Annotated in this window: 26 protein-coding genes and 2 riboswitches; of the genes, 15 read left to right on the top strand and 11 right to left on the bottom strand. The window is 64.5% G+C overall.

Annotated features, from left to right (window positions below):
- Positions 1-70 precede the first annotated feature (70 nt).
- The 3 genes from DI606_RS01270 to DI606_RS01280 form a co-directional block, all read right to left on the bottom strand.
- On the bottom strand, positions 71-547 hold the full coding sequence (locus tag DI606_RS01270) for a MucR family transcriptional regulator (protein ID WP_293979163.1): 477 nt from the start codon (positions 545-547) through the stop codon (positions 71-73).
- Between the two features lie 77 nt (positions 548-624).
- Positions 625-1158: a hypothetical protein gene (locus tag DI606_RS01275; RefSeq protein WP_293979165.1), complete on the bottom strand. Its 534-nt coding sequence runs from the start codon at positions 1156-1158 to the stop codon at positions 625-627.
- Positions 1159-1309: 151 nt separating this feature from the next.
- Entirely contained in the window at positions 1310-1882 is a 573-nt protein-coding gene (locus DI606_RS01280; RefSeq protein ID WP_293979167.1) for a hypothetical protein, read from the bottom strand.
- 202 nt (positions 1883-2084) lie between these two features.
- Positions 2085-2288: riboswitch (cobalamin riboswitch) on the bottom strand.
- A 60-nt stretch (positions 2289-2348) separates the two neighbouring features.
- Positions 2349-2540, top strand: a riboswitch (cobalamin riboswitch).
- A 211-nt stretch (positions 2541-2751) separates the two neighbouring features.
- Between DI606_RS01280 and DI606_RS01285 the strand changes: the two genes are divergently transcribed.
- Genes DI606_RS01285 through cobU form a run of 9 tightly spaced genes read left to right on the top strand, consistent with a single transcriptional unit; the run spans position 2752 to position 11247 of the window.
- Complete coding sequence (locus tag DI606_RS01285; RefSeq protein WP_293979169.1) at positions 2752-4683, top strand: TonB-dependent siderophore receptor; 1932 nt, start codon at positions 2752-2754, stop codon at positions 4681-4683.
- Positions 4683-5090: a DUF1636 domain-containing protein gene (locus DI606_RS01290; RefSeq protein WP_293979170.1), complete on the top strand. Its 408-nt coding sequence runs from the start codon at positions 4683-4685 to the stop codon at positions 5088-5090. The genes DI606_RS01285 and DI606_RS01290 overlap by 1 nt, the downstream gene beginning before the upstream one ends.
- Entirely contained in the window at positions 5087-6103 is a 1017-nt protein-coding gene (gene cobT, locus DI606_RS01295; RefSeq protein ID WP_293979336.1) for a nicotinate-nucleotide--dimethylbenzimidazole phosphoribosyltransferase, read from the top strand. Before DI606_RS01290 ends, cobT begins: the two co-directional genes overlap by 4 nt.
- On the top strand, positions 6100-6678 hold the full coding sequence (locus DI606_RS01300; protein ID WP_293979171.1) for a histidine phosphatase family protein: 579 nt from the start codon (positions 6100-6102) through the stop codon (positions 6676-6678). The genes cobT and DI606_RS01300 overlap by 4 nt, the downstream gene beginning before the upstream one ends.
- Complete coding sequence (cobS, locus tag DI606_RS01305) at positions 6675-7388, top strand: adenosylcobinamide-GDP ribazoletransferase (protein WP_293979173.1); 714 nt, start codon at positions 6675-6677, stop codon at positions 7386-7388. Before DI606_RS01300 ends, cobS begins: the two co-directional genes overlap by 4 nt.
- Positions 7385-8365 carry an aminotransferase class I/II-fold pyridoxal phosphate-dependent enzyme gene (locus DI606_RS01310; RefSeq protein ID WP_293979174.1) on the top strand — a complete coding sequence of 327 codons (981 nt, stop codon included), beginning with the start codon at positions 7385-7387 and terminating at the stop codon, positions 8363-8365. Before cobS ends, DI606_RS01310 begins: the two co-directional genes overlap by 4 nt.
- Complete coding sequence (gene cbiB / locus DI606_RS01315; protein WP_293979175.1) at positions 8358-9293, top strand: adenosylcobinamide-phosphate synthase CbiB; 936 nt, start codon at positions 8358-8360, stop codon at positions 9291-9293. The genes DI606_RS01310 and cbiB overlap by 8 nt, the downstream gene beginning before the upstream one ends.
- A complete protein-coding gene (locus tag DI606_RS01320; protein ID WP_293979177.1) occupies positions 9281-10741 on the top strand; it encodes a cobyric acid synthase in 1461 nt (486 codons plus the stop codon). The genes cbiB and DI606_RS01320 overlap by 13 nt, the downstream gene beginning before the upstream one ends.
- Positions 10738-11247: a bifunctional adenosylcobinamide kinase/adenosylcobinamide-phosphate guanylyltransferase gene (cobU, locus tag DI606_RS01325; RefSeq protein ID WP_293979178.1), complete on the top strand. Its 510-nt coding sequence runs from the start codon at positions 10738-10740 to the stop codon at positions 11245-11247. Before DI606_RS01320 ends, cobU begins: the two co-directional genes overlap by 4 nt.
- Positions 11248-11269: 22 nt before the next feature.
- Here cobU and DI606_RS01330 read toward each other — a convergent pair whose 3' ends face one another.
- Genes DI606_RS01330 through DI606_RS01340 form a run of 3 tightly spaced genes read right to left on the bottom strand, consistent with a single transcriptional unit; the run spans position 11270 to position 13478 of the window.
- Positions 11270-12073 (bottom strand): MetQ/NlpA family ABC transporter substrate-binding protein, encoded by an 804-nt coding sequence (locus tag DI606_RS01330; protein WP_293979179.1) that lies wholly within the window; start codon positions 12071-12073, stop codon positions 11270-11272.
- A gap of 8 nt (positions 12074-12081) precedes the next feature.
- The gene (locus DI606_RS01335) at positions 12082-12750 is read right to left on the bottom strand and encodes a methionine ABC transporter permease (RefSeq protein WP_293979181.1); all 669 of its coding nucleotides are present in this window, start codon (positions 12748-12750) and stop codon (positions 12082-12084) included.
- On the bottom strand, positions 12750-13478 hold the full coding sequence (locus DI606_RS01340) for a methionine ABC transporter ATP-binding protein (protein ID WP_293979182.1): 729 nt from the start codon (positions 13476-13478) through the stop codon (positions 12750-12752). Before DI606_RS01340 ends, DI606_RS01335 begins: the two co-directional genes overlap by 1 nt.
- Positions 13479-13701: 223 nt before the next feature.
- Between DI606_RS01340 and DI606_RS01345 the strand changes: the two genes are divergently transcribed.
- The gene (locus tag DI606_RS01345; RefSeq protein WP_293979183.1) at positions 13702-16311 is read left to right on the top strand and encodes a glycosyl hydrolase 115 family protein; all 2610 of its coding nucleotides are present in this window, start codon (positions 13702-13704) and stop codon (positions 16309-16311) included.
- Positions 16312-16317: 6 nt separating this feature from the next.
- Here the strand turns inward: DI606_RS01345 and DI606_RS01350 are convergent, their stop codons facing one another.
- From DI606_RS01350 to DI606_RS01360, 3 genes are read right to left on the bottom strand one after another with little or no spacing between them, the layout of a single operon-like run.
- A complete protein-coding gene (locus DI606_RS01350) occupies positions 16318-16905 on the bottom strand; it encodes a TadE/TadG family type IV pilus assembly protein (protein ID WP_293979184.1) in 588 nt (195 codons plus the stop codon).
- 47 nt (positions 16906-16952) lie between these two features.
- Entirely contained in the window at positions 16953-17561 is a 609-nt protein-coding gene (locus tag DI606_RS01355) for a TadE/TadG family type IV pilus assembly protein (RefSeq protein ID WP_293979185.1), read from the bottom strand.
- 3 nt (positions 17562-17564) lie between these two features.
- Positions 17565-19499 carry a TadE/TadG family type IV pilus assembly protein gene (locus tag DI606_RS01360; protein WP_293979187.1) on the bottom strand — a complete coding sequence of 645 codons (1935 nt, stop codon included), beginning with the start codon at positions 19497-19499 and terminating at the stop codon, positions 17565-17567.
- A 203-nt stretch (positions 19500-19702) separates the two neighbouring features.
- On the opposite strand from DI606_RS01360, the gene DI606_RS01365 reads away from it, so the two are divergent.
- Both DI606_RS01365 and DI606_RS01370 read left to right on the top strand, forming a co-directional pair.
- Entirely contained in the window at positions 19703-20197 is a 495-nt protein-coding gene (locus DI606_RS01365; RefSeq protein WP_293979189.1) for a nucleoside deaminase, read from the top strand.
- Between the two features lie 46 nt (positions 20198-20243).
- On the top strand, positions 20244-21134 hold the full coding sequence (locus tag DI606_RS01370) for a peptidylprolyl isomerase (protein ID WP_293979191.1): 891 nt from the start codon (positions 20244-20246) through the stop codon (positions 21132-21134).
- 5 nt (positions 21135-21139) lie between these two features.
- Here DI606_RS01370 and DI606_RS01375 read toward each other — a convergent pair whose 3' ends face one another.
- The gene (locus DI606_RS01375) at positions 21140-21601 is read right to left on the bottom strand and encodes an Lrp/AsnC family transcriptional regulator (protein WP_293979193.1); all 462 of its coding nucleotides are present in this window, start codon (positions 21599-21601) and stop codon (positions 21140-21142) included.
- Between the two features lie 151 nt (positions 21602-21752).
- Here DI606_RS01375 and ald point away from each other — a divergent pair, with 151 nt between their 5' ends.
- The 3 genes from ald (at position 21753) to DI606_RS01390 (ending at position 24007) form a co-directional block, all read left to right on the top strand.
- The gene (gene ald / locus DI606_RS01380; protein WP_293979195.1) at positions 21753-22868 is read left to right on the top strand and encodes an alanine dehydrogenase; all 1116 of its coding nucleotides are present in this window, start codon (positions 21753-21755) and stop codon (positions 22866-22868) included.
- A gap of 162 nt (positions 22869-23030) precedes the next feature.
- Complete coding sequence (locus DI606_RS01385) at positions 23031-23177, top strand: hypothetical protein (RefSeq protein WP_293979196.1); 147 nt, start codon at positions 23031-23033, stop codon at positions 23175-23177.
- Complete coding sequence (locus tag DI606_RS01390) at positions 23177-24007, top strand: sulfite exporter TauE/SafE family protein (protein WP_293979338.1); 831 nt, start codon at positions 23177-23179, stop codon at positions 24005-24007. The genes DI606_RS01385 and DI606_RS01390 overlap by 1 nt, the downstream gene beginning before the upstream one ends.
- A gap of 30 nt (positions 24008-24037) precedes the next feature.
- Here DI606_RS01390 and DI606_RS01395 read toward each other — a convergent pair whose 3' ends face one another.
- Positions 24038-25240: a phosphatidylserine/phosphatidylglycerophosphate/cardiolipin synthase family protein gene (locus tag DI606_RS01395; protein ID WP_293979198.1), complete on the bottom strand. Its 1203-nt coding sequence runs from the start codon at positions 25238-25240 to the stop codon at positions 24038-24040.
- Positions 25241-25351 lie beyond the last annotated feature (111 nt).

The following is a 25351-nucleotide window of genomic DNA, read 5'->3' on the forward strand; positions in this document are numbered from 1 at the left end:
ATCTGAAACGACCGGCGCAGCCAATGAGCCGCGCCGGTCGTTTGGACTATCGATAATGCTACGATGCGTCTTATTCGGACGCAGCCGGATCGACGGCCTTTTTGGCGCGCCCCTTGGGAGCGGGGACCTTGGTCTTGGTTCCGGGCTTGCGGCCCAATCCGATCTTTTTCGCAAGGTCGCGGCGTTGCTCGGTATAGCTTGCTGCAACCATGGGGTAATCGCGAGGAAGACCGAAGGTCTCCCGGTAGCTTTCCGGCGTATATCCATTTTGCGCCAGATGCCGCCGCAGCATCTTGTAGGGCTTGCCGTCGATCATGCTGACAAGATGGTCGGGCTTGACGGACGCGCGGACGGAAACTGCCCCCTTGGGTTTTTCATCGACAGGCTCGGGAGCCTTGTTCAGTCCTGCAAGCGCTGCGTGCACATTGGCAATCAGGGTTGCGACGTCCCCTACGGCAACGGAGTTCGCGCTGACATGGGAAGCGACGATATCGGCGGTGAGTGTCACGAGCAGTTCGTTATGTTGATTATCGTCGGTATCGTTCATGACTTGCGGCCCTCATATGATGAAAGCTCGGATATAGGCTGATTTCATCCATTGTCACTCGAGGATTTGGATGATCTCTATGCCCCATTGATTGTCGGCATACGGTTCGCGTATGTCCGGCATCTATAGGTTGTCGATCTCCCGGATATCGATGCAGGCATGTCAATTCTTGAGGGCTCGCGTGGTAAGTACGGGGTCACTCGAAATTTTGCCAAATATTTGAACCGAGTACCGCGGCGATGGCGGAAGGAGCGGTTGGCACGTAACCGTCGACATAGCTCGCCATAGCGGGCCGGAGCGATAGATCGCCTCCCCCGCCGTGCCATTCTTGCCCGTCGAATGCCATTGCGGCGCATGCGGCGTTGCGAGAGTGGAATAGTGAAGACTGTGGCCGCGCAGCGTGCCTCCGGGCAAGTCGGCATCGACGCGCCACTTGCGCGTTCGAGGATCATCGGATCGACGAAGTCGGGCCCGCATTTGAACACGCGCACGCGCCGCCCGGCCTGCCGGTGGCGACGGGCGAGCGCTGCCGTGACCATGGTCTTGCCCCGTCCCGATGCCCCTCGATGAACTGGAACACCGCTACCTTTCGACCGTAGCCCACCGTTCACGCCACCATGCCGAAGGCGCTTAGGGATTTGCCCTTGCCGTTACTGGTCAGGACTAGCAGCAATCCCTTGTCGCATGTGGCTGCGGCGATCTTGGCATTGACGACGGTCTTGCGTTTTTTAGCGCTCTTGCGATGGGCGTCCTAGCTCGCGCTCATTCGGGCGCTCGGGCAAGCATGGCGGGCCGCGTCGCGGCCAGCAGGGCATAGGCGACGGCGGCGACGCCGCTCCATAGCAGGGTAGCGTAGAGGTTGGGCGGGAAGTAGCGGGCGAGGCGGGGGATGAAGCCTGCCAGCGAAGGATCGGCTGAACGTCCACCAAGGAAGTAGAATCCCCCGCTCGAAAACAGTTGCGACACCAGCGTCGCTGCTACCAGGATAAGGAGCAGCATCGGCAACGCGGAGGGCGCAATGCCGATCTTTTCGGCACCCAACCGCCCGGCAATCCACATCGTGCCATAGGCAGGCAGCAGCATCCAGTAGGCCGGCGTGAAGCAGTAGCTCGAATGACCGAGCCAGCCGATCACGATCAGATCGATGCCGACCGCCAGCAGGAAAAGGCCTGTAAAGGCCATGGCGCGGCGCACGAGGAAACCCAGTACGAAGAAGCTGGCGAGGCTGGTGTTGGGCAGGTGCACCACGTCGCTGAGGGAATGGGTGCGGGTGACGAGCATGACGAGAGCGAGCACGCCGAACAGGGCGAGATCGAAACGCGAATGGCGGATCATGGGAGGCCTCCTGACGGGGGGGGCGGAAGAATTAGCGACACCCCGTCATGCGGAGCGCGCGAGGGAGTGCGATGCGCATCCTTATGGGCGCACTTTTGCGATCTTAGATGCTGGTCATTTCAAGGCTCCCTTCGACAACAACGCATCATCGTGTCGTCCGCGAAGGATGTGCCTTCGTCCGCCCGGTACATCCCGCCCGCGCAGAGAAACGACCGCAACAGGCCGGTTTCCTGACTTACCGGATCGTCGCGCCTGTCGCCGCCTTCTCGGGGACAAAGCCCAATGGCATAGTGGCGACGCGCTCACCGGTCACAGTTGCGGGAGCAGCGCCGGATAGGATGGCTGGCTGCCATCGCCCGGACTTCCCGATTAAGCTCCTTCGAGCACCTGTTGCGGGCGCATCGTTATGCGAAGTCTTCGCCATGCGCAACTATTGGTACTTGCCGCGCGCTGGACGCGCCGTTACTTGCCGCTTCCAGCGACAGGTTCCCCGAAAGGGGATCAAGAGGGAACGGGGTGTAAAACCCCGGCTGCCCCTGCAACTGTAAGCGGCGAGCCGACCGGCTACTAAGCCATTGGGATTTCACGATCCTGAGAAGGCGTCCGGACCGGCCCTGACCCGTGAGCCAGGAGACCTGCCTGACGCCGTCGTTCTTCGTTCGGGCAGGGTGCACCGAACGTTCGAGGTTGCCGCCTTCTTAAACGAAGTCGGCAATATCCCTCGCGAAACGACAGCCACCGCCGGCCGGGATGTCCCGCGCGGGAAGCGATGTCTCGTCTGGTCCCGTCAGGGGCACAGTCCTTGGCGCGCGCTTCTTTCGCGGGGCGTGACGGCAGGTCAACGCCGTTCGTCAGGGGGGAACCGCACCATGCGTCCTGTCAGTCTTTCTCTCGTTGCCATGCTTGCTCTCCTCTCGTCTCCCGCGCTTGCGGAGGAGGCTGCGCCTGCCGACGCGCCCGATCCGTCTATCGTCGTTACGGCGCTACGCAGCCCCGTCGAACAGACCCGTGTATCTGCGACCGTCACCGTGCTCGATGAACGGGAAATCCGGGCGCAGCAACCCATAGCGCTCACCGATCTGCTGCTGCGCACGCCGGGAATCAGCCTCAGCCGCAACGGCGGGTTCGGCACGACCACTTCCCTTCGCATCCGGGGCGCGGACGCTTCGCAAACGGTCATGGTGATCGACGGCGTACGGATTTCCGATCCGTCGGCGACGGGGGGCGGATACTCCTTCTCGAACCTGTTGATCGACGACATCGAACGCGTCGAAATCCTGCGTGGGCCGCAATCGATCCTGTGGGGCAGCGACGCCATCGGTGGGGTCGTCAACGTGCTGACCCGCCGGGCCGAGCAGCCGCTGGAAGGGAGCATGGCGGTCGAAGCGGGCACGCATTCCACCGTCAACGCCCAGGCCGGGATCGGCGGCACCGGACCTCTGCTCGACTGGCGCGTGTCTGGATCGACGTTCGCCACAGACGGCATTTCGGCACGCAGCAACGGCACCGAAGCGGACGGCTATCGCCGCAAATCGGCCAGCGGCACGGCGACGCTCAAGCTTGCGCCAAATCTTTCGGTGGATTTGCGGGGCTATTGGGCCGACGCCCGGAACGAATTCGACGGTACGTCAGGCGATTCGCGGGCCTATGGCCTGACGACGGAATGGACCGGCTATGCGGGCGTCAACCTCGCTCTGTTCGACGGTCGCCTTGCCAACCGGTTCGCGGTGCTTCAGACCGAAACGGACCGGGAGAATTACGATCCTGCCCGTGCGATCCGCCCCCTGAACTTCGACGCGCATGGCCGCGTGCGCCGCTTCGAATATCAGGGGACGCTTAGGGTCTCCGATATGTTGCAGGCGGTGTTCGGGGCCGAGCGGGAGGAGCAGCGGATGACCACCGCGTCGCCCGGTAACAACAGGGTTCCTTATGCTCTGGTGCCGCAAAGCGCCGACACCAACAGTGTCTATGCCGAACTGCGCGTCACCCCGTTCGAAGGCTTTACCGTCAATGGCGGGGTGCGCCATGACGACCAGTCCCGCTTTGGCGGAAACACGGTGTTCACCGGCGGAGCGGTCTATACGCCCAACGCCGGTCGCACGGTGATCCGCGCCAGCTATGACGAAGGGTTCAAGGCACCGTCGCTCTACCAGCTATTCAGCATCTACGGCTCGGCATCGCTTCAGCCGGAAAAAGCGAAAGGCTGGTCGGTCGGGGCCGAACACGCATTGGGCGACGCCTTCCACGCGTCCGCGACATGGTTCGAACGGGACACCGAAAATCTCATCGATTTCGCTAATTGTCCGACTGTCGGCACCTTGCCCGCGGCTTGTTTCATTCCCGGCACGACCACCAGCCGGTTCGGTTATTACGCCAATGTGCGCAAGGCGCGCGCGAAGGGCGTCGAACTGGCAGGGCGTGCGCAGGTGGGCGTCCTTTTCGCGTCCGGCAACTATAGCTGGATCGCCTCCGAGGATCGATCCTCGGGCAGCAGCGACTTCGGGCGGCAACTGGCTCGCGTGCCCCGGCATCTGGCCAATGTGGAGGGCGGCGTCGATCTGCCGCAGGGATTGCGCGCCAGCGTAGCCGCGCGGTATTCGGGCAGGACGTTCGATCGGGCAGGCAATGCGGCGGAGTTGCCGGATTACTGGCTGGTCGATCTGCGCGCACAATGGCGCCTTGCGCAGGGGCTGACCGTACACGGACGTGTCGAAAACCTGGCCGACAAGCGATACGAGACGGCGGGCGGCTACGGTGCGTTGGGACGCACGGTCTATCTCGGCATTCGGAGCCGCTTCTGATGTTGCGCGCGGTGGAGCCGGGTCCGGCGGTGGTGGTGTGCTCCACCTGCCGCCTTTCGTCCGAGCTGCGCGAAGACGCGGAGGGTCGTCGCGGCGGCGCGCTGCTGGCGCAGGCAATGCGCGACGCGCAACAGGCCGAACCGCGCCTTCAGCGCGTGCAGGTGCAGGAAATGGCGTGCCTGTTCGCCTGCCAGAGCCATTGCACTGTCCATGTGCGCGCCCCGGGCAAGGTCGGCTATGTGCTCGGTCGGTTCGAACCGGGGGCGGAAGCGGCGCGCGCGATCCTGGAGTATGCGGCGCTGCATGCCGACAGCGCCGAAGGTACGGTGCCTTATGCACAGTGGCCGCAGGGGGTACGGGGACATTTCATCACCCGCACGCCACCGGATGGGTTTGTATGCACGTGATCCGCTTCGACGACGAACGGGCGTTTGCCCATGCTCTGGAAAGACTCCCCTTGTCCGATCCTGCTTGGGTCAGGCTGGCGCGCGAACGGCAGGCCAGTCTGACCAAGCCTGCCGGTTCATTGGGTCGGCTGGAGGATATCGCTGCCTTCATCTGCGGCTGGCAGGGCACCGCGATGCCAGCGCTGGACCGGATTCACATTGCGATCTTCGCCGGCAACCATGGCGTGGCGGGGCAGGGCGTCAGCGCTTTTCCCGTCGAGGTGACGGCCCAGATGGTCGCCAACTTTCAAGAGGGCGGCGCGGCCGTCAATCAGCTGGCGCACATTTGCGGCGCGTCGCTCTCGGTGGTGGCGCTCGATCTGGATCGACCGACCGGCGACATCACGCGGGAAGCCGCCATGTCGCCCCAAGAGTGCCTCGACGCGCTCAATGCCGGGGCGGCGGCGGTCGCGCACGACACCCAACTGCTCATAGTCGGCGAAATGGGCATCGCCAATACCACGCCGGCTGCGGCGCTATGCCTCAATGCCTTTGGCGGTGCGGCGCAGGACTGGTGTGGGCGCGGCAGCGGGGTGGACGACATGGGCGTTGCGCGCAAGATCGCGGCGGTTGACGCGGCCATGGCGCAGCACGGTCCTTATTGCACTACGCCCTTCGAAACGCTGCGCCGCCTGGGCGGGCGTGAAATTGCGGCGATGGCGGGCGCCATCCTCGCCGCGCGGTTGCAACGGGTGCCGGTCATGCTCGACGGGTTTATCTGCTGCGCCAGCGTCGCGCCGCTGGTCGTCGCGCAGGACGGGTTCCTGGACCATTGCCTTGCCGGTCATTGCTCGGCTGAACAAGGGCATACGCGGCTGCTCGGCCATTTCGGGCTGTCCCCCTTGTTGCAGCTGGGCATGCGGCTGGGTGAAGGGTCGGGCGCGGCGGTGGCCGTGCATCTGGTGCGCGCGGCGCTTGCCACCCACAACGGCATGGCGACATTCGCACAGGCCGCCGTGACGCAGGCGATATGAGCGGACGGCTGATCCATTTGCTGCGCCACGGTCCGCCCTTGCGCCCCGGCCTGCTGCACGGCCATGGTGACGAACCCCCTGCCGCCCCGGACGGAGGACTGGCGGGAGCCGTGCCGGACGATATCCCGATCGGCGTGGTCGTCAGTTCCGATCTGCGCCGTGCCCGGGCCGGAGCGGACAGTCTCGCGCAGGCGCGGGGGCTTGCCGTCACGGTCGACAGCCGGTGGCGCGAACTGGATTTCGGGTCATGGGACGGGGCTGCGCCAGGGCAGATGGATGCCGATGCGCTCGCACGGTTCTGGGACGATCCGGACACCAACCCGCCGCCGGGCGGTGAGCGTTGGTCGGCCCTCGTCGCGCGGGTCGGGCAGGCATTGGCCGCTTTGCCGCCCGATACGCTGGTGGTGACGCATGGCGGAGCGATGCGGGCGGCCATCGCCGTGCTCACCGGCTTGGACTGTCGGCAGGTATGGGCGCTCGACCTTCCCTACGCAGCGCTGCTGAGTATGCGGATCTGGCCGACAACGCCGCTTTCGGGGCAGATCGTCGGTCTTCGCGTTCGGTTGCCGGGATGAAAAGCGCGATCCTCGCTCTCCAGTTCATGACGCGCCTCCCGCTGCCGTCCATCGCTGCCACCCCGGAGGATTTCGGCAGGGCGATCCGCTGGTTTCCGTTGGCGGGTGCGGTCGTGGGGGCAGGTATCGTGGCCGCCGGATGGCTGGGCGTGCAGCGCGATCCGGCGCTCGGTGCGATGCTGGCCGTGGCGACCTGGGTGGGCCTGACCGGGGCGCTGCATCTCGACGGGCTTGGCGACATGGCCGATGCGGCGGGCGCGGCGCATGGCGACCCGAAGCGCGTGCGCGAAGTGCTTGCCGACCCGCATCTCGGCAGCTTCGGCGTGACAGCCATCGCGCTGCAAATCCTGGCGAAGTTCGTGCTGGCAGGGCTGGTGCTGAAAGCGGGCATGTTCGCGGCCCTCGCCCTCGTGCCGATACTGGCGCGAATCGGCCCGATCCTTTGGGCGCGCTGGCTGCCGCCGCTGCATGAAGGATTGGGCACTATGTTTCGACAAGGCGCGACTCTGCCGGTACCGATCGTGTGGCTTCTCGCATGGGGCCTTTGCGCGATGGCGATAGCGCCGCTGCTGCTGGTGGCGGTGCCGGTCCTCGGCCTCTGGCCGCTGTGGCTGCGGGCGCGGATCGGGGGTATTTCGGGCGATGGGCATGGCGCGGGGATCGAACTTGTCGAAACCGCCGCGCTGCTGGCACTGGTGCTGGCTCGATGACGGCGGGCTTTGCCCATCATGGCGGGCGGCTTCGCGAAGCTTGCGACCGTTTCGGCGGGCGTCCCGAGGAATGGATCGACCTCTCCACCGGCATCAACCCGAATGGCTGGCGACCGGCCGAACCGCTTGCCATCGATTGGCGGTGCCTGCCCGATGCCAATGCGCTGACACAGCTCGAACAGATGGCGGCCCGCTATTTCGGCTGCGATCCCGCATTGTGCGTCGCCGTGCCCGGCAGCGAAACCGGGTTGCGGCTGTTGGCGCCCCTGCTCGATCTGCCTGGCCTGCATCAGTCTCTGGCCTACGGCACCTATCGCGCCGCTTTCGCGCAAAGGAACATGTTGGCCGATCCGCTGGCGTTGCCCGCCCGCGCCACCGCGCTGGTGCTGGGCAATCCCAACAATCCCGATGGGAAACTGTTCGCGCGCGACGACCTGCTCGCGCTTCTCGACCATCAGGAGCGGCATGGCGGCTGGCTGGTCGTCGATGAAGCCTTTGCCGACTGCGATCCCGGCTGGAGCATCGCTGCCGATGTCTGCACGCAGCGGCGGTTGATCGCGTTGCGATCGTTCGGGAAATTCTTCGGCCTCGCCGGGCTGCGGCTCGGCTTCGTGATCGCGCCGCCTGCGATATTGGCGGGCGTGCGGCAAGCATTGGGCGACTGGCCGCTCCATGCGGCGGCGCTGGCGTTCGGAAGCGCTGCTTATGCCGACGCGGCGTGGATCGCCGCGACCCGCCGCGACCTCCCCCGCCGGGCTGCGGCTCTGGACGCCGTGCTGGTTCGGCACGGGCTGACTCCCCAAGGGGCCTGCCCGCTATTTCGCCTCGTCGCCGCGCCCGGTGCGGGTGCCTTGTTCGAGCCGCTCGCCCGGCACAGGATTCTGGCCCGGCCCTTCGCCAACCATCCCGATCTGTTGCGCATCGGCCTGCCGGCGGACGACCGGGCGCTCGATCGGCTGGAGGCGGCACTTGGCTGACCCGGTTGCGCTGGTAGCGCTGGCGATCGATGCGGCGCTCGGCTGGCCACGTTGGCTCCATGCGCGCATCGGCCACCCGGTCGGACTGTTCGCCAGGGTCATTGCGCGCTGCGAACAGCGGTGGAACCGGCGCACGTGGCGCGCCGGCGCACGCCGGGTCGGCGGAGTTCTCACCGTGGCGGTTCTGGTCACCATCGCGGGAGGGGGCGGCGTCCTCCTGACGCTGGCTGCCGGGCTGTTGCCGGGTGCGGCCCGGTGGATCGCCCTTGCGATACTGGCATGGCCCGCGCTGGCGCAGCGCAGCCTCGACCAGCATTTCGTCCCGGTGGTCTCGGCCCTTCAAGCAGGCGATCTGGTCCGGGCGCGGCGGGCGGTCGGCATGATCGTCGGGCGCGATACCGCAGCGCTGGATGAGGCCGGAGTGGCCCGCGCCGGGATCGAAAGCCTTGCCGAAAGCTTTTGCGACGGCGTCGTCGCGCCCCTGTTTTGGCTGATGGTAGCAGGGTTGCCGGGCATTTGGGCGATGAAGGCGGTCAACACCGCCGATAGCCTGATCGGCCACAAGGAAGATCCGTGGCGTGACTTCGGTTGGGCCGCGGCGCGGCTGGACGATGCCATGAACTTCTTGCCCGCGCGAATTTCCGCTTTGCTGATCTGCCTTGCGGGCCCCGGCGGATGGCGCATCGGGTGGCGGTATCGCCGCGCCCATGCCTCCCCCAACGCCGGCTGGCCCGAAGCGGCGATGGCGGGCGTTCTGGGCATAAGACTGGCGGGGCCGGTCAGCTATGAAGGCGCGGTTGCGAACAAGCCGTGGATCGGCGAAGGCGGCGACGCGGATGTGGTCGCGATGGAGCGGGCTAGGCGGATCTATCATCGTGCCTGCGCGCTGGGCTGGGGACTGGCGGGAGGAGTGGCATGGCTGGCCTGATGGTGCAGGGGACGGGGTCCGATGTCGGCAAGTCGGTGCTGGTGGCGGGTTTGTGCCGCGCGCTTGCCAATCGGGGGCTGCGTGTCCTGCCGTTCAAGCCTCAGAACATGTCGAACAATGCGGCGGTGACCGCCGACGGCGGAGAGATCGGGCGCGCGCAGGCCTTGCAGGCTCTCGCCGCCAGGGCCGAACTCCACACCGACATGAACCCCGTCCTGCTGAAGCCCGAGGCGGACCGGACATCCCAACTGGTCGTGCATGGCAAGGTGCGCGGCAGGCTGGGCGCGGCGAACTTCCGGGAGGGCCGGCGTACCCTCCTGCCCGAGGTTCTCGATAGCTGGCGGCGCTTGCAGGCTCGCTGCGATATCGTCGTGGTCGAGGGAGCGGGGTCGCCAGCCGAAATCAACCTGCGGGACGGCGATATCGCCAATATGGGCTTCGCGCGGGCGGCCGACCTGCCGGTCGTGCTGGTGGGCGACATCGACCGGGGCGGGGTGATCGCCTCTCTGGTCGGAACGCGTGCGGTGATCGATCCGCAGGATGCCGCGATGATCCGGGGCTTCATCGTCAACAAGTTTCGCGGCGATCCTGCCCTGTTCGCCGATGGCTACGCGGCGATAGAGCGCCTTTCTGGCTGGCGCGGTCTGGGGCTGGTTCCGTGGCTGCCATGCGTCGCCACCCTGCCGAGCGAAGACGCGGTGGCGCTCGACCGCGTGCGGCCGGGACGATCCGGGCGCAGGATGATTGCCTGCCCCATGTTCCCACGCATCGCCAATTTCGACGATCTCGACCCGTTGCGGCACGAACCCGATGTCGAGCTGGCGATGGTGCCGCCTGGCCAGTCCATTCCGCCGGAGGCGGACCTGATCCTGCTACCGGGTTCTAAAGCCACCATCGCCGACCTCGCATTCGTTCGCGAACAGGGCTGGGACATCGACATTCTGCATCATCACCGGCAGGGGGGGGCTGTGTTCGGCATCTGCGGCGGTTACCAGATGCTGGGGCGCACGATCGCCGATCCCCTCGGTATAGAGGGCGCTGCGGGCCGTGTTGCGGGCCTTGGCCTGCTCGACGTGAAAACCGAACTCACCCCGCGCAAGGCGCTTCGCAAGGTAGCCGGTGTCGCGCTGGATGTTCCGTTCGATGGGTATGAGATGCATCTGGGTGAAACGAGCGGACCGGACTGCACGCAGCCCTTCGCCCGTTTACGGGACGGTGGCAGCGACGGGGCGATCAGCAGGGACGGGCGTGTCCTCGGCACTTATTGCCATGGTCTTTTGAGCGGACCAGCCCTGCGTCATGCGCTGTTGGGGCGGATCGGCGCGCGCAGCGACGGGGTGGACCATGCCGAACGAGTGGACACCGCGCTCGACCAGCTTGCCACAGCGCTGGAGGAGCATGTCGATATCGATGCGCTGGTCGCCTTGGCACAGGGGGCGGGGCGATGACGCGGCTGCTGGTGCTGGGCGGCGCACGGTCGGGCAAGAGCCGCTACGCGCAGGCGCGCTGCGAAGCCATCGGAGGCAGGCTGATCTATATCGCCACCGGGCAGGCGGGCGACGATGAAATGGCCGATCGCATCGCACGCCATCGGGCCGACCGCGGTTCTTGCTGGGAAACCGTCGAAGCCCCGGTCGACCTGGCCGCCGCGATCGCGGCTGCATCCCGTCGCGCCGACGCGGTACTGGTCGATTGCCTGACATTGTGGCTGTCCAACCTCATGCTGGGCGGGCACGACCTGTCAGAGGCACGCGCGATGCTGGCACAGGCAGTGCGCGAGGCGCACGTGCCGCTGGTGCTGATCGCGAACGAGGTGGGGCTGGGCATCGTGCCGGACAACGCGCTTGCCCGCCGTTTTCGCGACGAAGCGGGATGGCTCAATCAACAGATCGCCGCAATCGCGGACGAAGTCGTGCTGGTGGCTGCCGGACTTTCGTTGCCGCTGAAGCGCTGACATCCGGGCGCGGTCCCGCCGATCAGAACGCGGGCAGCACCGCGCCCTTGTAATGATCGGCCATGTAACGCTTCACATCCTCGCTCTGCAGCGCAGCGACCAGTTTCTGCACACGCGGATCCTTGGCGGCGTCGTCCCTACCCACGACATAATTGATATACGGCGAACGGCTGTCCTCAATGGCGAGCGCATCGCGGATGGGATTGAGCTTCGCGTCCAGCGCGAAGTTGGTGTTGATAAGCGCCAGATCGACTTCGTCCAGCGTGCGCGGCAAGGTTGCCGACTCAAGTTCGCGGAACACCAGCTTGCGGGGGTTGGCGGTCACGTCGCGGATCGTGGAAAGCGGGTTTTTCGGGTCCTTCAGCGACACCAGGCCCGCCTTTTGCAACAGCAGCAGCGCCCGGCCCCCATTGCTCGGCTCGTTGGGGATGGCGACGACAGCGCCGACCGGCAACAGGTCCAGCGCCTTCCACTTGCGCGAATAGGCGCCTAGCGGTTCGATATGGATGCCCGCGATGGGGACGAGGTGCGTGTGATGCGCCTCGTTGAATTCCTTGAGGTAAGGGCCGGTCTGGAAATAGCTGACCTTGATCTGGCCCTGTTCCACTTGAAGGTTGGGCTGCACATAATCGTTGAATACCCGGATATCGAGGTTGACGCCCTCCTTCGCCAGCGCGGGCTTGATATGCTCCAGGATTTCGGCGTGCGGCACGGCGGTCGCGGCGACCGTCAGCGTGGCGGGATCGGACGAGGCGTCCTTTGTCGAGCCACCGCAGGCGGCAACGAAGAGAGCGGGCAGCAGGATCAGCAGGGCACGGCGTTTCATCGGGATTCCTATCGGTGATCGACCCGGCGGGCGAGCCAGTCGCCGGACCATTGAATGAGTTGGACCAGCAGCACGAGCAGCGCGACGGTCACAAGCATGACGTCCGCCTGGAACCGCTGATATCCGTAACGAATGGCAAGATCGCCGAGGCCGCCGGCACCCACGACCCCGGCCATGGCGGTGAAGGAAACGAGCGCGATGGCGGTCACGGTCGCGCCGGAGACGAGGCCGGGGAGCGCTTCGGGCAAGAGCACTTTCCCTATGATCTGCCCTCGCGTCGCGCCCATCGCTTGCGCCGCTTCGATCGTGGAGCGCGGAATGTCGCGCAGCGCGGTCTCGACCAGCCGCGCGTAAAAGGGGGCAGCGCCCGCTACCAGGGGCGGGATCGCTCCCGCGACGCCGAGCGACGTTCCTACGATCAGCAACGTCAGCGGGATCATCACGATCAGCAGGATGACGAACGGAATGGAGCGCAGAATGTTGACCGCGATGCCGAGCAGGCGGTTCGCGACGCGGCTCTGGGCGATCTGCCCGTCGTCGGTCAGGAACAGCAGGACGCCGAGCGGCACCCCCAGCAGCAACGTCAGCAAAAGCGATCCGCCCAGCATCAGCAGCGTATCGCCCGTAGCCTGGGCGATGTCGGGCCAGGAAATATTCTGGAAAAAGCCGTCCTGCATCACCCGTCCTGCCCCAGCAGCGCCATCGTGGCCGCTTCGCTCGACCCTGAAAAGATCGTGCCGACCGGCCCGGCTTCCACCAGCGCCCCCTGATCGAGCACGGCAACATGGTCGCAGATCGCGCGAACGACCTCCATCTCGTGAGTGATGAGGACGATGGTCAGACCCATTTCGCGATTGAGGTCAGCCAGCAGCGCCAGCACCGACCGGGTGGTTTCGGGATCGAGCGCGCTGGTCGCTTCGTCACACAGCAGGATGTCGGGCCGGGTCGCCAGGGCGCGGGCGATGCCGACACGCTGGCGCTGGCCGCCCGACAGGCGCGCGGGATAGGCGTTCGCGCGGTCGGTCAGCCCTACGCGCTCCAGCAGTTCCGAGACACGCGCATCCCGCTCCCCCCGGGGAACCCCCGCCAGTTCGAGCGGCAAAGCGACATTGCCCGCGATGGTGCGGTTGGCCATCAGACCGAACGACTGAAAGATCATGCCGACACGTCGCCGCAGAATGCGCAGCCCGGCGCGATCCATCGCGGCCAAAGGCTGACCGTCGATCAGCACTTCGCCTTCGCTGGGGCGTTCAAGGCCGTTGATCAGGCGCAATAGTGTGGATTTGCCCGCACCGGAACGGCCGATGATGCCGAATATCCCGCCCTGTCGAACGGTCAGGTGGATGTCACGCAGCGCGGTCGTGCCGTCCGGGAAGCGCTTTGTAAGGGAACGCAATTCGATCATGTTGCGCTCGCCCTACCATATTCGGCTGGGGAGGAAAGGGGATCGAATGGGGAAGGGGAGCAGGCAGTCATCGGGCGCACAATTTGGTATCGCACTCGACCTTATCTGCATTTGTCCACCGATCAAGTAGAAATAGCGGCGGCTCGCCACATCCGGGCAGCGATTGACAACCTGACAGTCTCACCTACAAATGGTAACGATACCATCGATGTGGAGAGAGATGATGACCCAAGGGGGAAGGTTCCGCCTTTCGCGCCGGACGATGCTCGGAGGGTCCGCCGTGCTGGCCGCTGCGGCATCCCGACCCGGTGTTGCCATGGCTGCCGACGCGATCTCCTTCCCCGTCGTTGCAAACGGAATCCCCGCCAACGTCCTGATCGATGCCGCCGCCGACCCCGCAGTCCAGAATGTCGCTGCCAGCTTCAAGGCGGATCTCGACAGGGTCAGCGACGGCAACGCGCTGTTGCTGAAGGATCGCCCCGACCCGGATCGCCGACCGCTGGTCGTCATCGGCGTGGTCGGGCAAAGCGCCCTCATCGACCGGCTCGTCGCGGACGGCAGGCTGTCCGTCGATGACCTCAAGGGCCGCTGGGAAGCCTTTCGCCGAGTGGTTGTGCGCAACCCCTTCCCCGGCGTCCGCGACGCACTGTTCGTGATCGGCTCGGACCGTCGCGGAGCGGTCTATGGCACTTACGATCTGTCGGAGCGGATGGGCGTGTCGCCCTGGCATTGGTTCGCCGACGTGCCCGTCGTGCAACGCCGCGACCTCAGGCTCCCGATCCCGCGCGCGCTGGACGAGCCCAAGGTGCGCTATCGCGGCTTCTTCATCAATGACGAGGACCCATGCCTCAGCGGCTGGGCACGCAAGGCGTTCGGCGGCGTGAACGCGGCAATGTATGCGCATGTCTTCGAACTGCTGTTGCGCATGAAGGGCAATTATCTCTGGCCGGCCATGTGGGGCAAGGCGTTCGCGCTCGACGACCCGAACAATGTCGCGCTGGCCGATTCCATGGGCGTGGTCATGGGCAATTCCCACCACGAGCCGATGTTGCGTGCGCAGAGCGAATGGCACCGTGGGCCGGACCGCGGGCAGGGGCCGTGGGACTATGCGCGCAACCGGGAGAATCTTCGGACATTCTGGCGCGGCGGTATCGAGCGGATGATGTCGAAGGGCGATGGACGCGGCTATGAATCGGTCGTGACCGTCGGCATGCGCGGCGATGGCGACGAGGCGATGGGCGAGGGCACCGCGATCGGACTGCTGGAGGGCGTGGTCAGCGACCAGCGGCGCATCATTGCGGAGGTGACGGGCCGCCCGGCTGAAAAGCAGCCTCAGCTCTGGGCACTCTACAAGGAGGTTCAGGATTATTACGACCGGGGCATGAAGGTGCCGGACGATGTCATCCTGCTGTTTTCCGATGACAACTGGGGTCAGATCCGTCGCCTGCCGCCACCCGGATCGCCCCGGCGGCAGGGCGGCTACGGCGTTTACTATCATTTCGACTATGTCGGCGGTCCGCGCAATTACAAGTGGATCAACACCAACCAGGTCGAAAAGGTCTGGCAGCAGATGGACCTGGCCTATCGACGCGATGCGCGGGCGATGTGGATCGTCAATGTGGGCGATATCAAGCCCATGGAATATCCGCTCGGCTTCTTCCTTGCGATGGCATGGAACCCAGAGGCGATGGACTCCGCCCGCCTTGCATCCTATCCGCGCGAGTGGGCAGCGGCGACCTTCGGGGCGGAGCATGGGGACACCATCGGCCGCATGGTCACCGACTATGGCCGATATGCCGCGCGCCGCAAACCCGAACTGATCGACCAGGACAGCTTTCCGCTAGGCGGCGTGACCGCTCAAGGGCTGGACGGTGGCGAATTCGGCGAGTTGGTGGCGCAGTGGGATGCGCTGGAAACGCAGATGCTGCGCGTTCGCGACGGGCTGCGCGCCGACCAGCGTGCTGCCTATTTCCAACTGCTGGAATATCCGATCTGCGCGCTGGCAAATCTTTATCGCCTCTATTACGCCACCGCCTGGAACCGGGCGCTTGCGGCCGACAACGACCCGCGCGCCAATTATTTCGCCGATCAGGTGGAGCGGACCTTTGCGCGCGACGCTGACCTGACGCGCCAATATCACAGCATCAACGGTGGCAAATGGGACGGCATGATGGCGCAGGTTCACATGAGCTACGTCACTTGGAACGACCCCACGCGGCAGACGATGCCCAGCATCGTGCGCGTGGGCGCCGACACGCCGACGGATCGGCAAAAGATCGTACCCCGCTTCGTACCCAGAAGCCCGGCGCCCGCCGGGGTTGCCGCGATCGAGGCCGTTGCCTTCACCCGTACGGGATCGGGGCAGGGGCTGCGGTGGACGCGCATCCCGCATCTGGGGCGCACGCAAGGCGCGTTGGTGGCGTTGCCGCAGGGATTGCCGCCGACCGGGATAGAGGATGGCGTCTGGGTCGAGTATGATACCACGTTGACGAAAGGCGGCGATGGCAGCGTCACGCTCTATCTGGCCCCGACGCTCGACACGTTGGGTGGAAGTGGCGTCAAGCTGGGCTTGTCCATCGACGATGGCCCGGTCCGGATCGTCGAGGCGCGGCTTGAGCCGACCGGCGGTCCCGAAGACACGGATGCCCAGAAACGCTGGTCGAAGGCGGTATCGGACAATGTCGTGGAACTACGCCAGGACGTCGGACCGCTGTCGGCGGGGCGTCACCGTATCCGCATCTGGCGCATCGACGACAATGTCGTCCTGCAAAAGCTGGTGCTGGCGACCGTGCCTGTCGCACCGTCCTATCTGGGGCCGCCGCCTCCCGCTTGACGGGGCTCAGCAGGCCGACTTCGTGATGCCGGTGACCGGGTAGATCTGGCTCAGGTCCCGGCTGTCGCGGACATTGTAGGCGGAAACCTCGACGATGTCCTGCATCGACACCGGCAAAAGCCCGATGACGGGCGTATAGCTATAGGACATTTCGACGAACATCACCGCCGATCCCTTGACCGCCATGATCTTCGATCCCGCCCGGCCCATCCCTTCGAATGCCGTGCCGGTTTCCCCATCGCCTTCGACGCCGTAGTGGGACGCATAGGATTTCGATCCGAAGCAGCGCTGCCAGTGAATCCACTGGCCGTTGTCGCCGTTTATCTCCAGGCTCGACAGGATGATGCGGCTTTTATGCGGCAAATCCATCTGATCTCCCGCTTCCATCGTCGCGCCGATGAACAGGTCGTTGATCTCGGCTTCGCTGACCGGCTTGTTGGTCAGGACCGACGCATTGCCCATGCGCGAGGCGTTGTCTGCGATCTGCGCCGCGATGTCCGACACGCGTTTTTTGACGACGATGTAGCGGGTATATTCGATCCCCAGCGTACCCAGCATTACGACGAAGGGCAGGCAGAGCGCGAATTCGGTCATCGCTATCCCCGACATCGACCGCCAGAGCGAAAGAAGGCGCGCGCGTATCACAGGCATTTCCCGAGCGCGACGGCCGCCTGGTCGCCATAGGGCTGGTTACGCAGCACGGTCGACGCTTCGATCACGACATCGTTGGACCAGCCGACAAGGCCCGCCATCGGGAATAGCCGGGGATAGCGCAGTCGCGCGGTGTAGACGACGGCGTCGCGCGCATTGCCCTGGCCCGTACGCGCACCATCCAAATCGCGCCGCCCGTTGCCGTTCCAGTCGTCGAAGCTTTCGCCGTTGTCGCACAACCCGTCATTGTTCGCGTCGATGAACGGTTCCGCCTTCGCCTGCGCGGCCTGGTAGGTCAGATAGGCCTTGCGCGTGAAATCCACGGTTGCGCCCTGTCCCGCCACGCGCAGCACTTGCGAGCGGACATCTTCGTCGAGTTGATCCTGCCGCGCCGTGACCGCGGTTTCCAGCGTCGACGACCGCCCCGCCCGCCGCATTTCGCCTTCCAGCACCGAACGGGCATAGAGCTGATGCCCGATGTCGAACACCCCCATCAGCAGCGTCAGGAACACCGGCGATATCAACGCGAATTCGACGATGGAGATGCCGCGTTCGTCACGGCGCAGTGTGTGCCGGGGCCTGGATAATGGATGCGCCATGGGTCAGTCCGTGATCCGCAGTTGCGCGATCTGCGTCGCGATCTCGGCGAAGCGTGCGTTGAGTTCGGCGGTGTTGTTGGCCTGGTAAGCGCGCCCCGGGCTCGCGCAATTCGACAGCAGCGTGTTGAGCGAAGTGCCGAACGCGATGACCCACAGCGTGATCCCCTTGCCCTTGATCGCGGTACAGATCGCGGCGGTTCGATCGGCGACGGTTGCGTCCTGCTGCTCCTTCGTCTGCAACCCGGCCGAACGACGGCGATCGAGGCCAGGGAAGCCATAGGCGTCGTAATGGTTGACTTCGGTGTCGGTTTGCCCGTCCGTCATGAATATCATGTGCCGCGAGATCGAACCGCCATTGGCCGCCAACGAATTGTCCTCAGCGAAAATACCAGTGGGCGAAATGAGACGCCCGCCCCAGATCAGACCGATGTCGTGATAGGTCTTGCCGGCGGGTGTAAGGTTGGTGAGGTAGTTGGAAATTTCGGTCGCGGTGCGGGTCTGCAACCGCGATGCCCGATATGGACATACGGCGTAGCTGCCGGACATGTAATCGCCGACATTCTGCCAGTTGCTGGTCGTCCGAATGACCGGCGCGACATTGTAACTGGTCATCGACGTGCGCGCGAACACCAACTGGGGAAGTGCGGGGCGCCACCGCGTCGCCGGGTCGGTCGTCGGCACGGCATCGATATCCATATCGCGGGCGTTGGCATAATTGGTGCCCGTCACGGTATCGCGTTCCTCGATACATCCGTTCCAGGTGATCGTGCGATTTTGAAAGTTGTTGTTGACCGGCACGGTGATCGATCCGCCCGCCATCATTCCCGTCGCAAGGTTACCTTTCAACGCGCTGACGTCATATTTGATCGGGCCGTAATCCCAGTAATAATTTGTGTACGTCCACGTGCTTGTTGTCGTTTTCTTGATACGCGTTTCAGTTTGGGTAGTGATGTAATCGGTGTATTTTGTTTCTGTCAGAATGCACTGTCCGTTTTTGACCTCGGTCTTATACTGGCTACCATTCGTTACGCGTTCCCAATCCTTCTCCGTTTTGGGATTTCCATCGGAATCTGTGCCGGTCCGGGTATCCGTGACCTTGCTCGAGTTTGTAAAGTTGTTGGCCGGTGCTACGCACGCCTCGAGAGGCAGGTAGGACTTGATGCTTTCCGCCTTCCCCTTTCCATCTGGATGCACCCAGGGCGTATATGTGACGGTTTCATTCGAAGTCGAGCTTGCTGTCCCTGTCTCGGGAGGGCCATTGGGCCGCCGCGACTGATAGGTCCATTCATCGACCATCCAGTCGCGCTTCAGCAGCATTCCGACATTGACGGACTCCGAATAAGGGACGAATCCGTAACGGATGACCGATCCCGAAGTCCGCGCGTTTTCCAGCGTCTGGTAGAAATTCTGCACTGCGGTGCGCAGCGAAACGATCTTGCTGGTGGAATCGCCCGGATTGGTGTCGGCCATCGACCCGGTCGTATCCAGGACGAACATCACGTCCGTATTGGGCAATTGCAGTTCCGCCCGGCATGTCACTGCCACTGCCTTGCTGTCGAAGCCCAGCACATGCATCAGCGTCATCGGCAGCACGGTCGATGCGTTGGCCGTGACGTTACCCAGGTCGTCCACCGCATAATTGAGGTCGACCGGGCTGGTGCCGAGCGAGCCGTCAGGAAAATTGGTCTGGAAGAAACGGCGTGCCTGCGCCTCGTCCGTGCTTCTGTTCCAGGTCAGGCCGACCATCGACTTGCGCCCGGCCAGGACGGATGCGTCGCACGCCTGCTGCATCCGCGACCGCACGAGGTAAATGCGCGCCATATCAAGCCCGCCGCCCAGCATCCCGACGACCGGGATGATCGACGCGGCGACGATGGCCAGCGCGTTGCCCGCCTGATTGCGACTCAGGCGGCCGAGGAAAGAAGATTGAACCGACACTGTTACGCCTCTTGATACGAAACGAAAATTTACTCCGCTCCGGATCGTATACTTACGGAGGCTTTAAGAACTCTTTACTGAAAGCGAAACGAATTGCTCGCCAGCTACTTGCCGATTTGGCAAATGCACTACGCCCCTACTTCAAAAGGATCACATCATCATTTCAAGTGTTTAACCGTACTTGAAGCAGCGGAGGGAATGGCATGTTCAGCGAAAACGACCGGGAATGGATGCGTATGGCGATCGATGTCGCCGTTTCGAAAGGATCGGATCCGTCCACTTCGCCGCTCGGCTGCGTGATCGTGCGCGACGGTCAGGTGCTGGCGGCGGAGCGCAACCAGACGCAAGAGCTTCCCGATGCGACCGCTCACGCGGAAATGATGGCGATCCGCCGGGCCTGCGAAAGCATCGGCGACATGGAACTGCGCGAAGCGACACTCTATTCGACGCTCCAGCCCTGCGGCATGTGCACCATGGGGTCGATCTGGTCTAAGGTCGGGCGGGTCGTCTATGGCGCGGGACGCGACGATGTCCATAAAATGTACTTCGAGGATCGGCACATCGACACGTTGAGCTTCATCGCCGACGCCTACCGCGACGATATCGTGATCGAAGGCGGATGCCTGAAGGAGGACTGCGCGCGCCTCTATTACGGACCGGACGATGACGTGCCTGAGGAGGACCAGGGGAATATCTGATCCGGAGGGGCTTTACAGCGGAGCGCCGCCCCTGTCTTTTGGAGCGATGAACCAGGTCTCTCGCCTCGCCGCTCTTGCGGCGCTCGTCGTTGCCCCCGCGCAGGCGCAGGATGCGCCCGCGACACCCTCTGCCGTAGTCGCGGCCGCGCCATCGGCGGCATGGCGCACCATTCCAGCCGACGAATTGCTGGTCATGACGATCAAAGGCGAAAAGCGCGTCGTCATCCAGCTCGCGCCCGGCTTCGCGCCGCACCACGTCGCCAACATCCGCACGTTGGCGCAGGCGCACTGGTGGGACGGGACCAGCATCAACCGAGTGCAGGACAATTATGTCGTCCAATGGGGCGACTCCACCGAAAAGAAACCTTTGCCCAAGGGGCTCGCGCCTACCGGCGAAGCCGACTATACGGTGGCCCTCGCCAACAAGCGTCTCGCGGTGACGCCTGCCACCAGCGTCGATCCCTACGCGCCCTCCACCGGTTATGTCGGGGGGTGGCCGGTGGCCATGAACAGCGACGCGGCGTGGTTGCCGCATTGCTATGGCTATGTCGGTGTCGGTCGAAACATGGCGCCGGATGCCGGAACGGGGGCGGAGCTTTACGCTGTCGTCGGCCAGGCCCCGCGCCAGCTCGATCGCAATATCGCGGTGGTGGGGCGCGTGATCGACGGGATGGCGCATCTCTCCAGCCTGCCGCGCGGATCGGGCGATCTCGGCTTCTACACGGCGCAGGAACACCGGGTGCCGATCCTGTCGGTCAGGCTGGCGAGTGAGCTTCCGGCAAAGGAGCGCCCCCGGTTCGAGGTGATGGATGTCGGCTCCGCCAGCTTTGCCGCCTATTTGCGCCTACGTGCCAATCGGAAGGATGATTTCTACATTCGCCCGGCAGGCGGCGTGGACCTGTGCAACGCACCGGTGCCGATCCGCGTAGCCCCTTAGGGCGCTTAAAGTCCCCGCAATCGGTAACCCTGCCAGTCGCGAATGCGCCGGATCGCAAAGCTGGTGCGGATCGCCGACACGCCGGGGAGGCGCGCCAGGCAATCCCGGTGGATCGTATCGAAGCCGTTGAGATCCGCAGCCGCAACGCGTAGCAGATAGTCCGCTTGTCCTGCCATCAGGTGGCATTCGAGGATTTCGGGGAAATCCGCCACCGCCCCCTCGAACCTGTCCATGGTTTCGCGGCTCTGGCTGGTGAGCGAGATTTCGACGAACGCGTGAAGCGAAAGGCCGAGCGCCGTGGCGTCGAGCCGCGCGGCATATCCCGCGATCACGCCTGCCTCCTCCAGCGCCTTGATCCTGCGATGACATGCCGAGGAGGAAAGGCCGATCCGGTCGCCCAGTTCCGCCATCGAGCGTCGCGAATCCGACTGGAGCGCTTCCAGCAAGGCAATGTCCAAACGATCCATTCCATCCTGTCCCGAAATTCGAATATTCGGCGGGATAGCATCCCGATCAGGCATTAAATAGGGGCTTAGTTAGGGAACATTCGTTTCCCCTGTTGCGCTATGATCCCGCCCGCAAGGCGCGAATGCGCCAAATCTAGCTGGAGGCCCGAGGATGATTGTAGGCACCGTCAAGGAAATCAAGAATCACGAATATCGCGTCGGCTTGACGCCGGAAAGCGTGCACGAATTGACCGCGCACGGCCATCGCGTGCTGGTAGAAACCGGTGCGGGCGAGGGCATCGGGGCGGGCGACGACCTTTATGTCAAGGCTGGGGCGGAAATCGTCGCCACCGCCGCTGACATCTTTGCCGCCGCCGAGATGATCGTGAAGGTGAAGGAGCCTCAGCCGCAGGAGCGCGCCATGCTGCGCCCCGGCCAGATTCTCTATACCTACCTGCACCTCGCGCCCGATCCCGAGCAGACCCGCGATCTCATCAAGTCGGGCGCGACCTGCATCGCCTATGAAACGGTGACCGACGCCACAGGTGGCCTGCCGCTGCTCAAGCCGATGAGCCAGGTCGCGGGCCGCATGTCCATCCAGGCGGGCGCCACCGCGCTCGAAAAAGCGCACGGCGGTCGCGGCGTGTTGCTGGGCGGCGTGCCGGGCGTTCTGCCCGCCAAGGTCGCCGTTATCGGCGGCGGCGTCGTCGGCTTCAACGCGGCGCAAATGGCCGCCGGTCTCGGTGCGGACGTGACCATTCTCGACCGCAGCCCCGAAGTGCTCGAAAAGCTGGGCACGTATTTCGAGGCGCGCGCCAAGACGCGCTTTTCCAACAAGGCGAACCTGGCCGAATGCGTGGCCGAAGCCGATCTCGTCATCGGCGCGGTGCTGATCCCCGGCGCCGCCGCGCCCAAGCTCGTCACTGCCGACATGCTCAAGACCATGAAGAAGGGCGCTGTGCTCGTCGACGTGGCGATCGATCAGGGCGGCTGTTTCGAAACGAGCCGCGCGACCACCCATGCCGAGCCCACTTATGTGGTCGAGGGGGTCGTGCATTATTGCGTCGCCAACATGCCTGGCGCGGTGGCCCGCACCAGCACCTATGCCCTCAACAACGTCACGCTGCCCCATGCCCTGCGAATCGCGGAACTGGGCTGGAAGGAAGCGCTGCGCCGCGACTCGCATTTGCGCGCGGGCCTGAATGTGTGGGACGGAAAGGTTACTTATCAGGCGGTTGCCGAAGATCTGGGGCTTCCTTACACCCCGGTGGACCAAGCCATCGCCTGACGCGGCATCCCTGTAGGCCGCGCCACATGACGGCGTCGTCCCTGGCGGGGCGGCGCCGTTTTGCGTTGTCCTGCGGGTCGATCTTTTCCGTTTTCTGTCTACCGCGCGGGGCAGGAGGGTGCGGGTTCTGCCGTCTGCTTCGTTGAGCGGGATGAAAGAGGCATGGCCATGCTTCTTCCATCTGGTTTCGCCGAAGAGGGGCATGGTACGCACGTCATGGTCGACATTCTGACATTCGCCGCTTTGATTCGTCAGGGCAAGGGCCGCAACCTGCGCGACGAGCGCACCAGGCAAAAGGGAGCGCGGTGATGCACGGCGATGTCATGACCTGGCTGGTGCCGCTCGTCTCGATGCTGGTGGCCGGGCTGGTGGCCGGCTTCGCCGCCGGTGTTTTCGGTATCGGGGGTGGATTCGTCGTCGTGCCCGCGCTGCTGGTGGTTCTGCCGCTGCTGGGCGGAACGCACGACGCCATCGCGCATGTCGCGATCGGCACCTCTGCTGCTACGATCATCGTCACATCCATCCGCTCGCTCCTGGCGCATGCCAAGCGCGGGGCGGTGGAGTTCGAAGTGCTCAAGAGCTGGGCGCCCTGGATCGTGCTGGGCTGCGGTGCGGGCGTGTTGCTGGCAGGGCACGTCAACGGCAACGTGCTCAAAATGATCTTTGCGGTGGGCGTGGCCCTCATGTCCCTGAATTTCCTGCTTCCCAATGTGAGCAGCAAGGTGGTGAGCGACACCATGCCCTCGGGCCTCGTGCGCATGGGAATCGCCGGCGGGCTGGGAACCTTTTCCTCGCTGTTGGGCATCGGCGGCGGCACGATTGCGATCATGGTAATGACCCTGTGCGGTCGCACCATCCATCGCGCCATTGCGACCGCATCGGGTATCGGGACGCTGATCGCCATCCCCACGACCATCGGCTTTGCCATCATCGGCTTCAAGGAAACGGGCCTGCCCTGGGGGTCGTTGGGCTACATCAACGTACCTGCCACGATCGCCATAGCTTCGATGTCTATGCTGACCGCTCCGCTGGGCGTTGCGGCGGCGCACAGCCTGCCTGCCGGTCCGCTCAAAAAGATCTTTGGTGTCTATCTCGTTGTCATCGCAATCGTGATGTTCCGCAACGCGACCCATGGATAAAGACGATGGGGGAGGGCGCTCGCGCTCTCCTCAGTCCGCGTCGGGATCGCGGAAATTGAGCCGCCGCGTGACGGTATAGTCGAGCACGCCGACCAGCAGATAGCTGATCCATTGCTTGGCCAACGTCAGCACCGACCGGTTGGCGCGATGATCCGTCAGGCTGATGGCCCGACTGTCCCCCGCTTCCCCATCGATGAAGCGGCGGACCTGCGCGGCAAACCCCGCATCCTCGATCCGCAGCATAATCTCCAGATTGAGGAACAGGCTGCGCATGTCGAAATTGGCCGATCCCACGAACACGGCATCGTCGATCACGATCAATTTCATATGCAGCTTGCAAGGCTGATATTCGAGAATCTCGACGCCCCGCTTGAGCAGCGGACCGTAAAGCAGACGTGCCGCAGCGACCGTCGCCCCATTGTCGGACCGTGCCGGCAGGATCAGCCGGGCGCCGTCCCGCAGCGCTGCCCGTGCGATCCGCTTCAACATCCCGCGCCCCGGCGAAAAATAGGCGGCGACCATGTCCACCCGGCGTGCCCGTTCCAGATCGTGCTTCACCACCGTCGCCCAGGGGCTGAACCGCCGCGTCGGTCCACCGATCAACCAGCGCAACGCATCGCGTGAATGAGCGCCCCGTGGGCCCCGCCAATGGCGTATCATCTGCCGCAACGTGCGGAAGCGCTGCTTGCGCGTTTCGGTCCATCGCCACAACTGGCCATACCAGCTTACCATCGCGTCGACGCTCCTGCCTTCGATCAGCAGTCCGACGTCGCGCCAGCAATCCTCCGCCGGAATGCCGAAATAGCCGTCCTCCACGTTGAAGCCGCCGATCATCAGTCGCACGTCGTCGGCAATGGCCATTTTCTGGTGATTGCGGATCAGGTAGCGGGTCGACCGCCGGGTGCCGAACCGTCCGAAATGCCCGCCTGCGTCGACGAGGTGCGCAAAAAATGCGTCGGGCGTGCTGCCCGAACCGAACGCGTCGACCATCAAAGTGACCGCGACCCCGCGCCTCCTTGCTGCGACCAGCGCGTCGCGAACCAGCGTCCCACTCTCGTCCGCGGCAAAGATATAGTAATAGAGCTTGAGGCTGTGCCGTGCGCCTGCGATCAAGCCCAGCAGCGCTTCGCGCAGGGCGGAGCCGCGCGTCAGCAGGCGCAGGCGGTTGTCGCAGATCGTGGCCTCCACGACATCATGTTCCCCGCAATCCCTTTCGGGTCTTACCGTCGCCATCGAACTCCCTCGTGCTCCTGGCTGGCCCTCATGGCCTTTTCTTGACACCGGGACAACCGACTGCTAGGCGCCCGGTTCACGATTTCCATTCGTTGTTTGCAGGAGGCCCTG

The organism is Sphingobium sp., from assembly GCF_003248505.1.
In the GTDB taxonomy this organism is placed as follows: domain Bacteria; phylum Pseudomonadota; class Alphaproteobacteria; order Sphingomonadales; family Sphingomonadaceae; genus Sphingobium.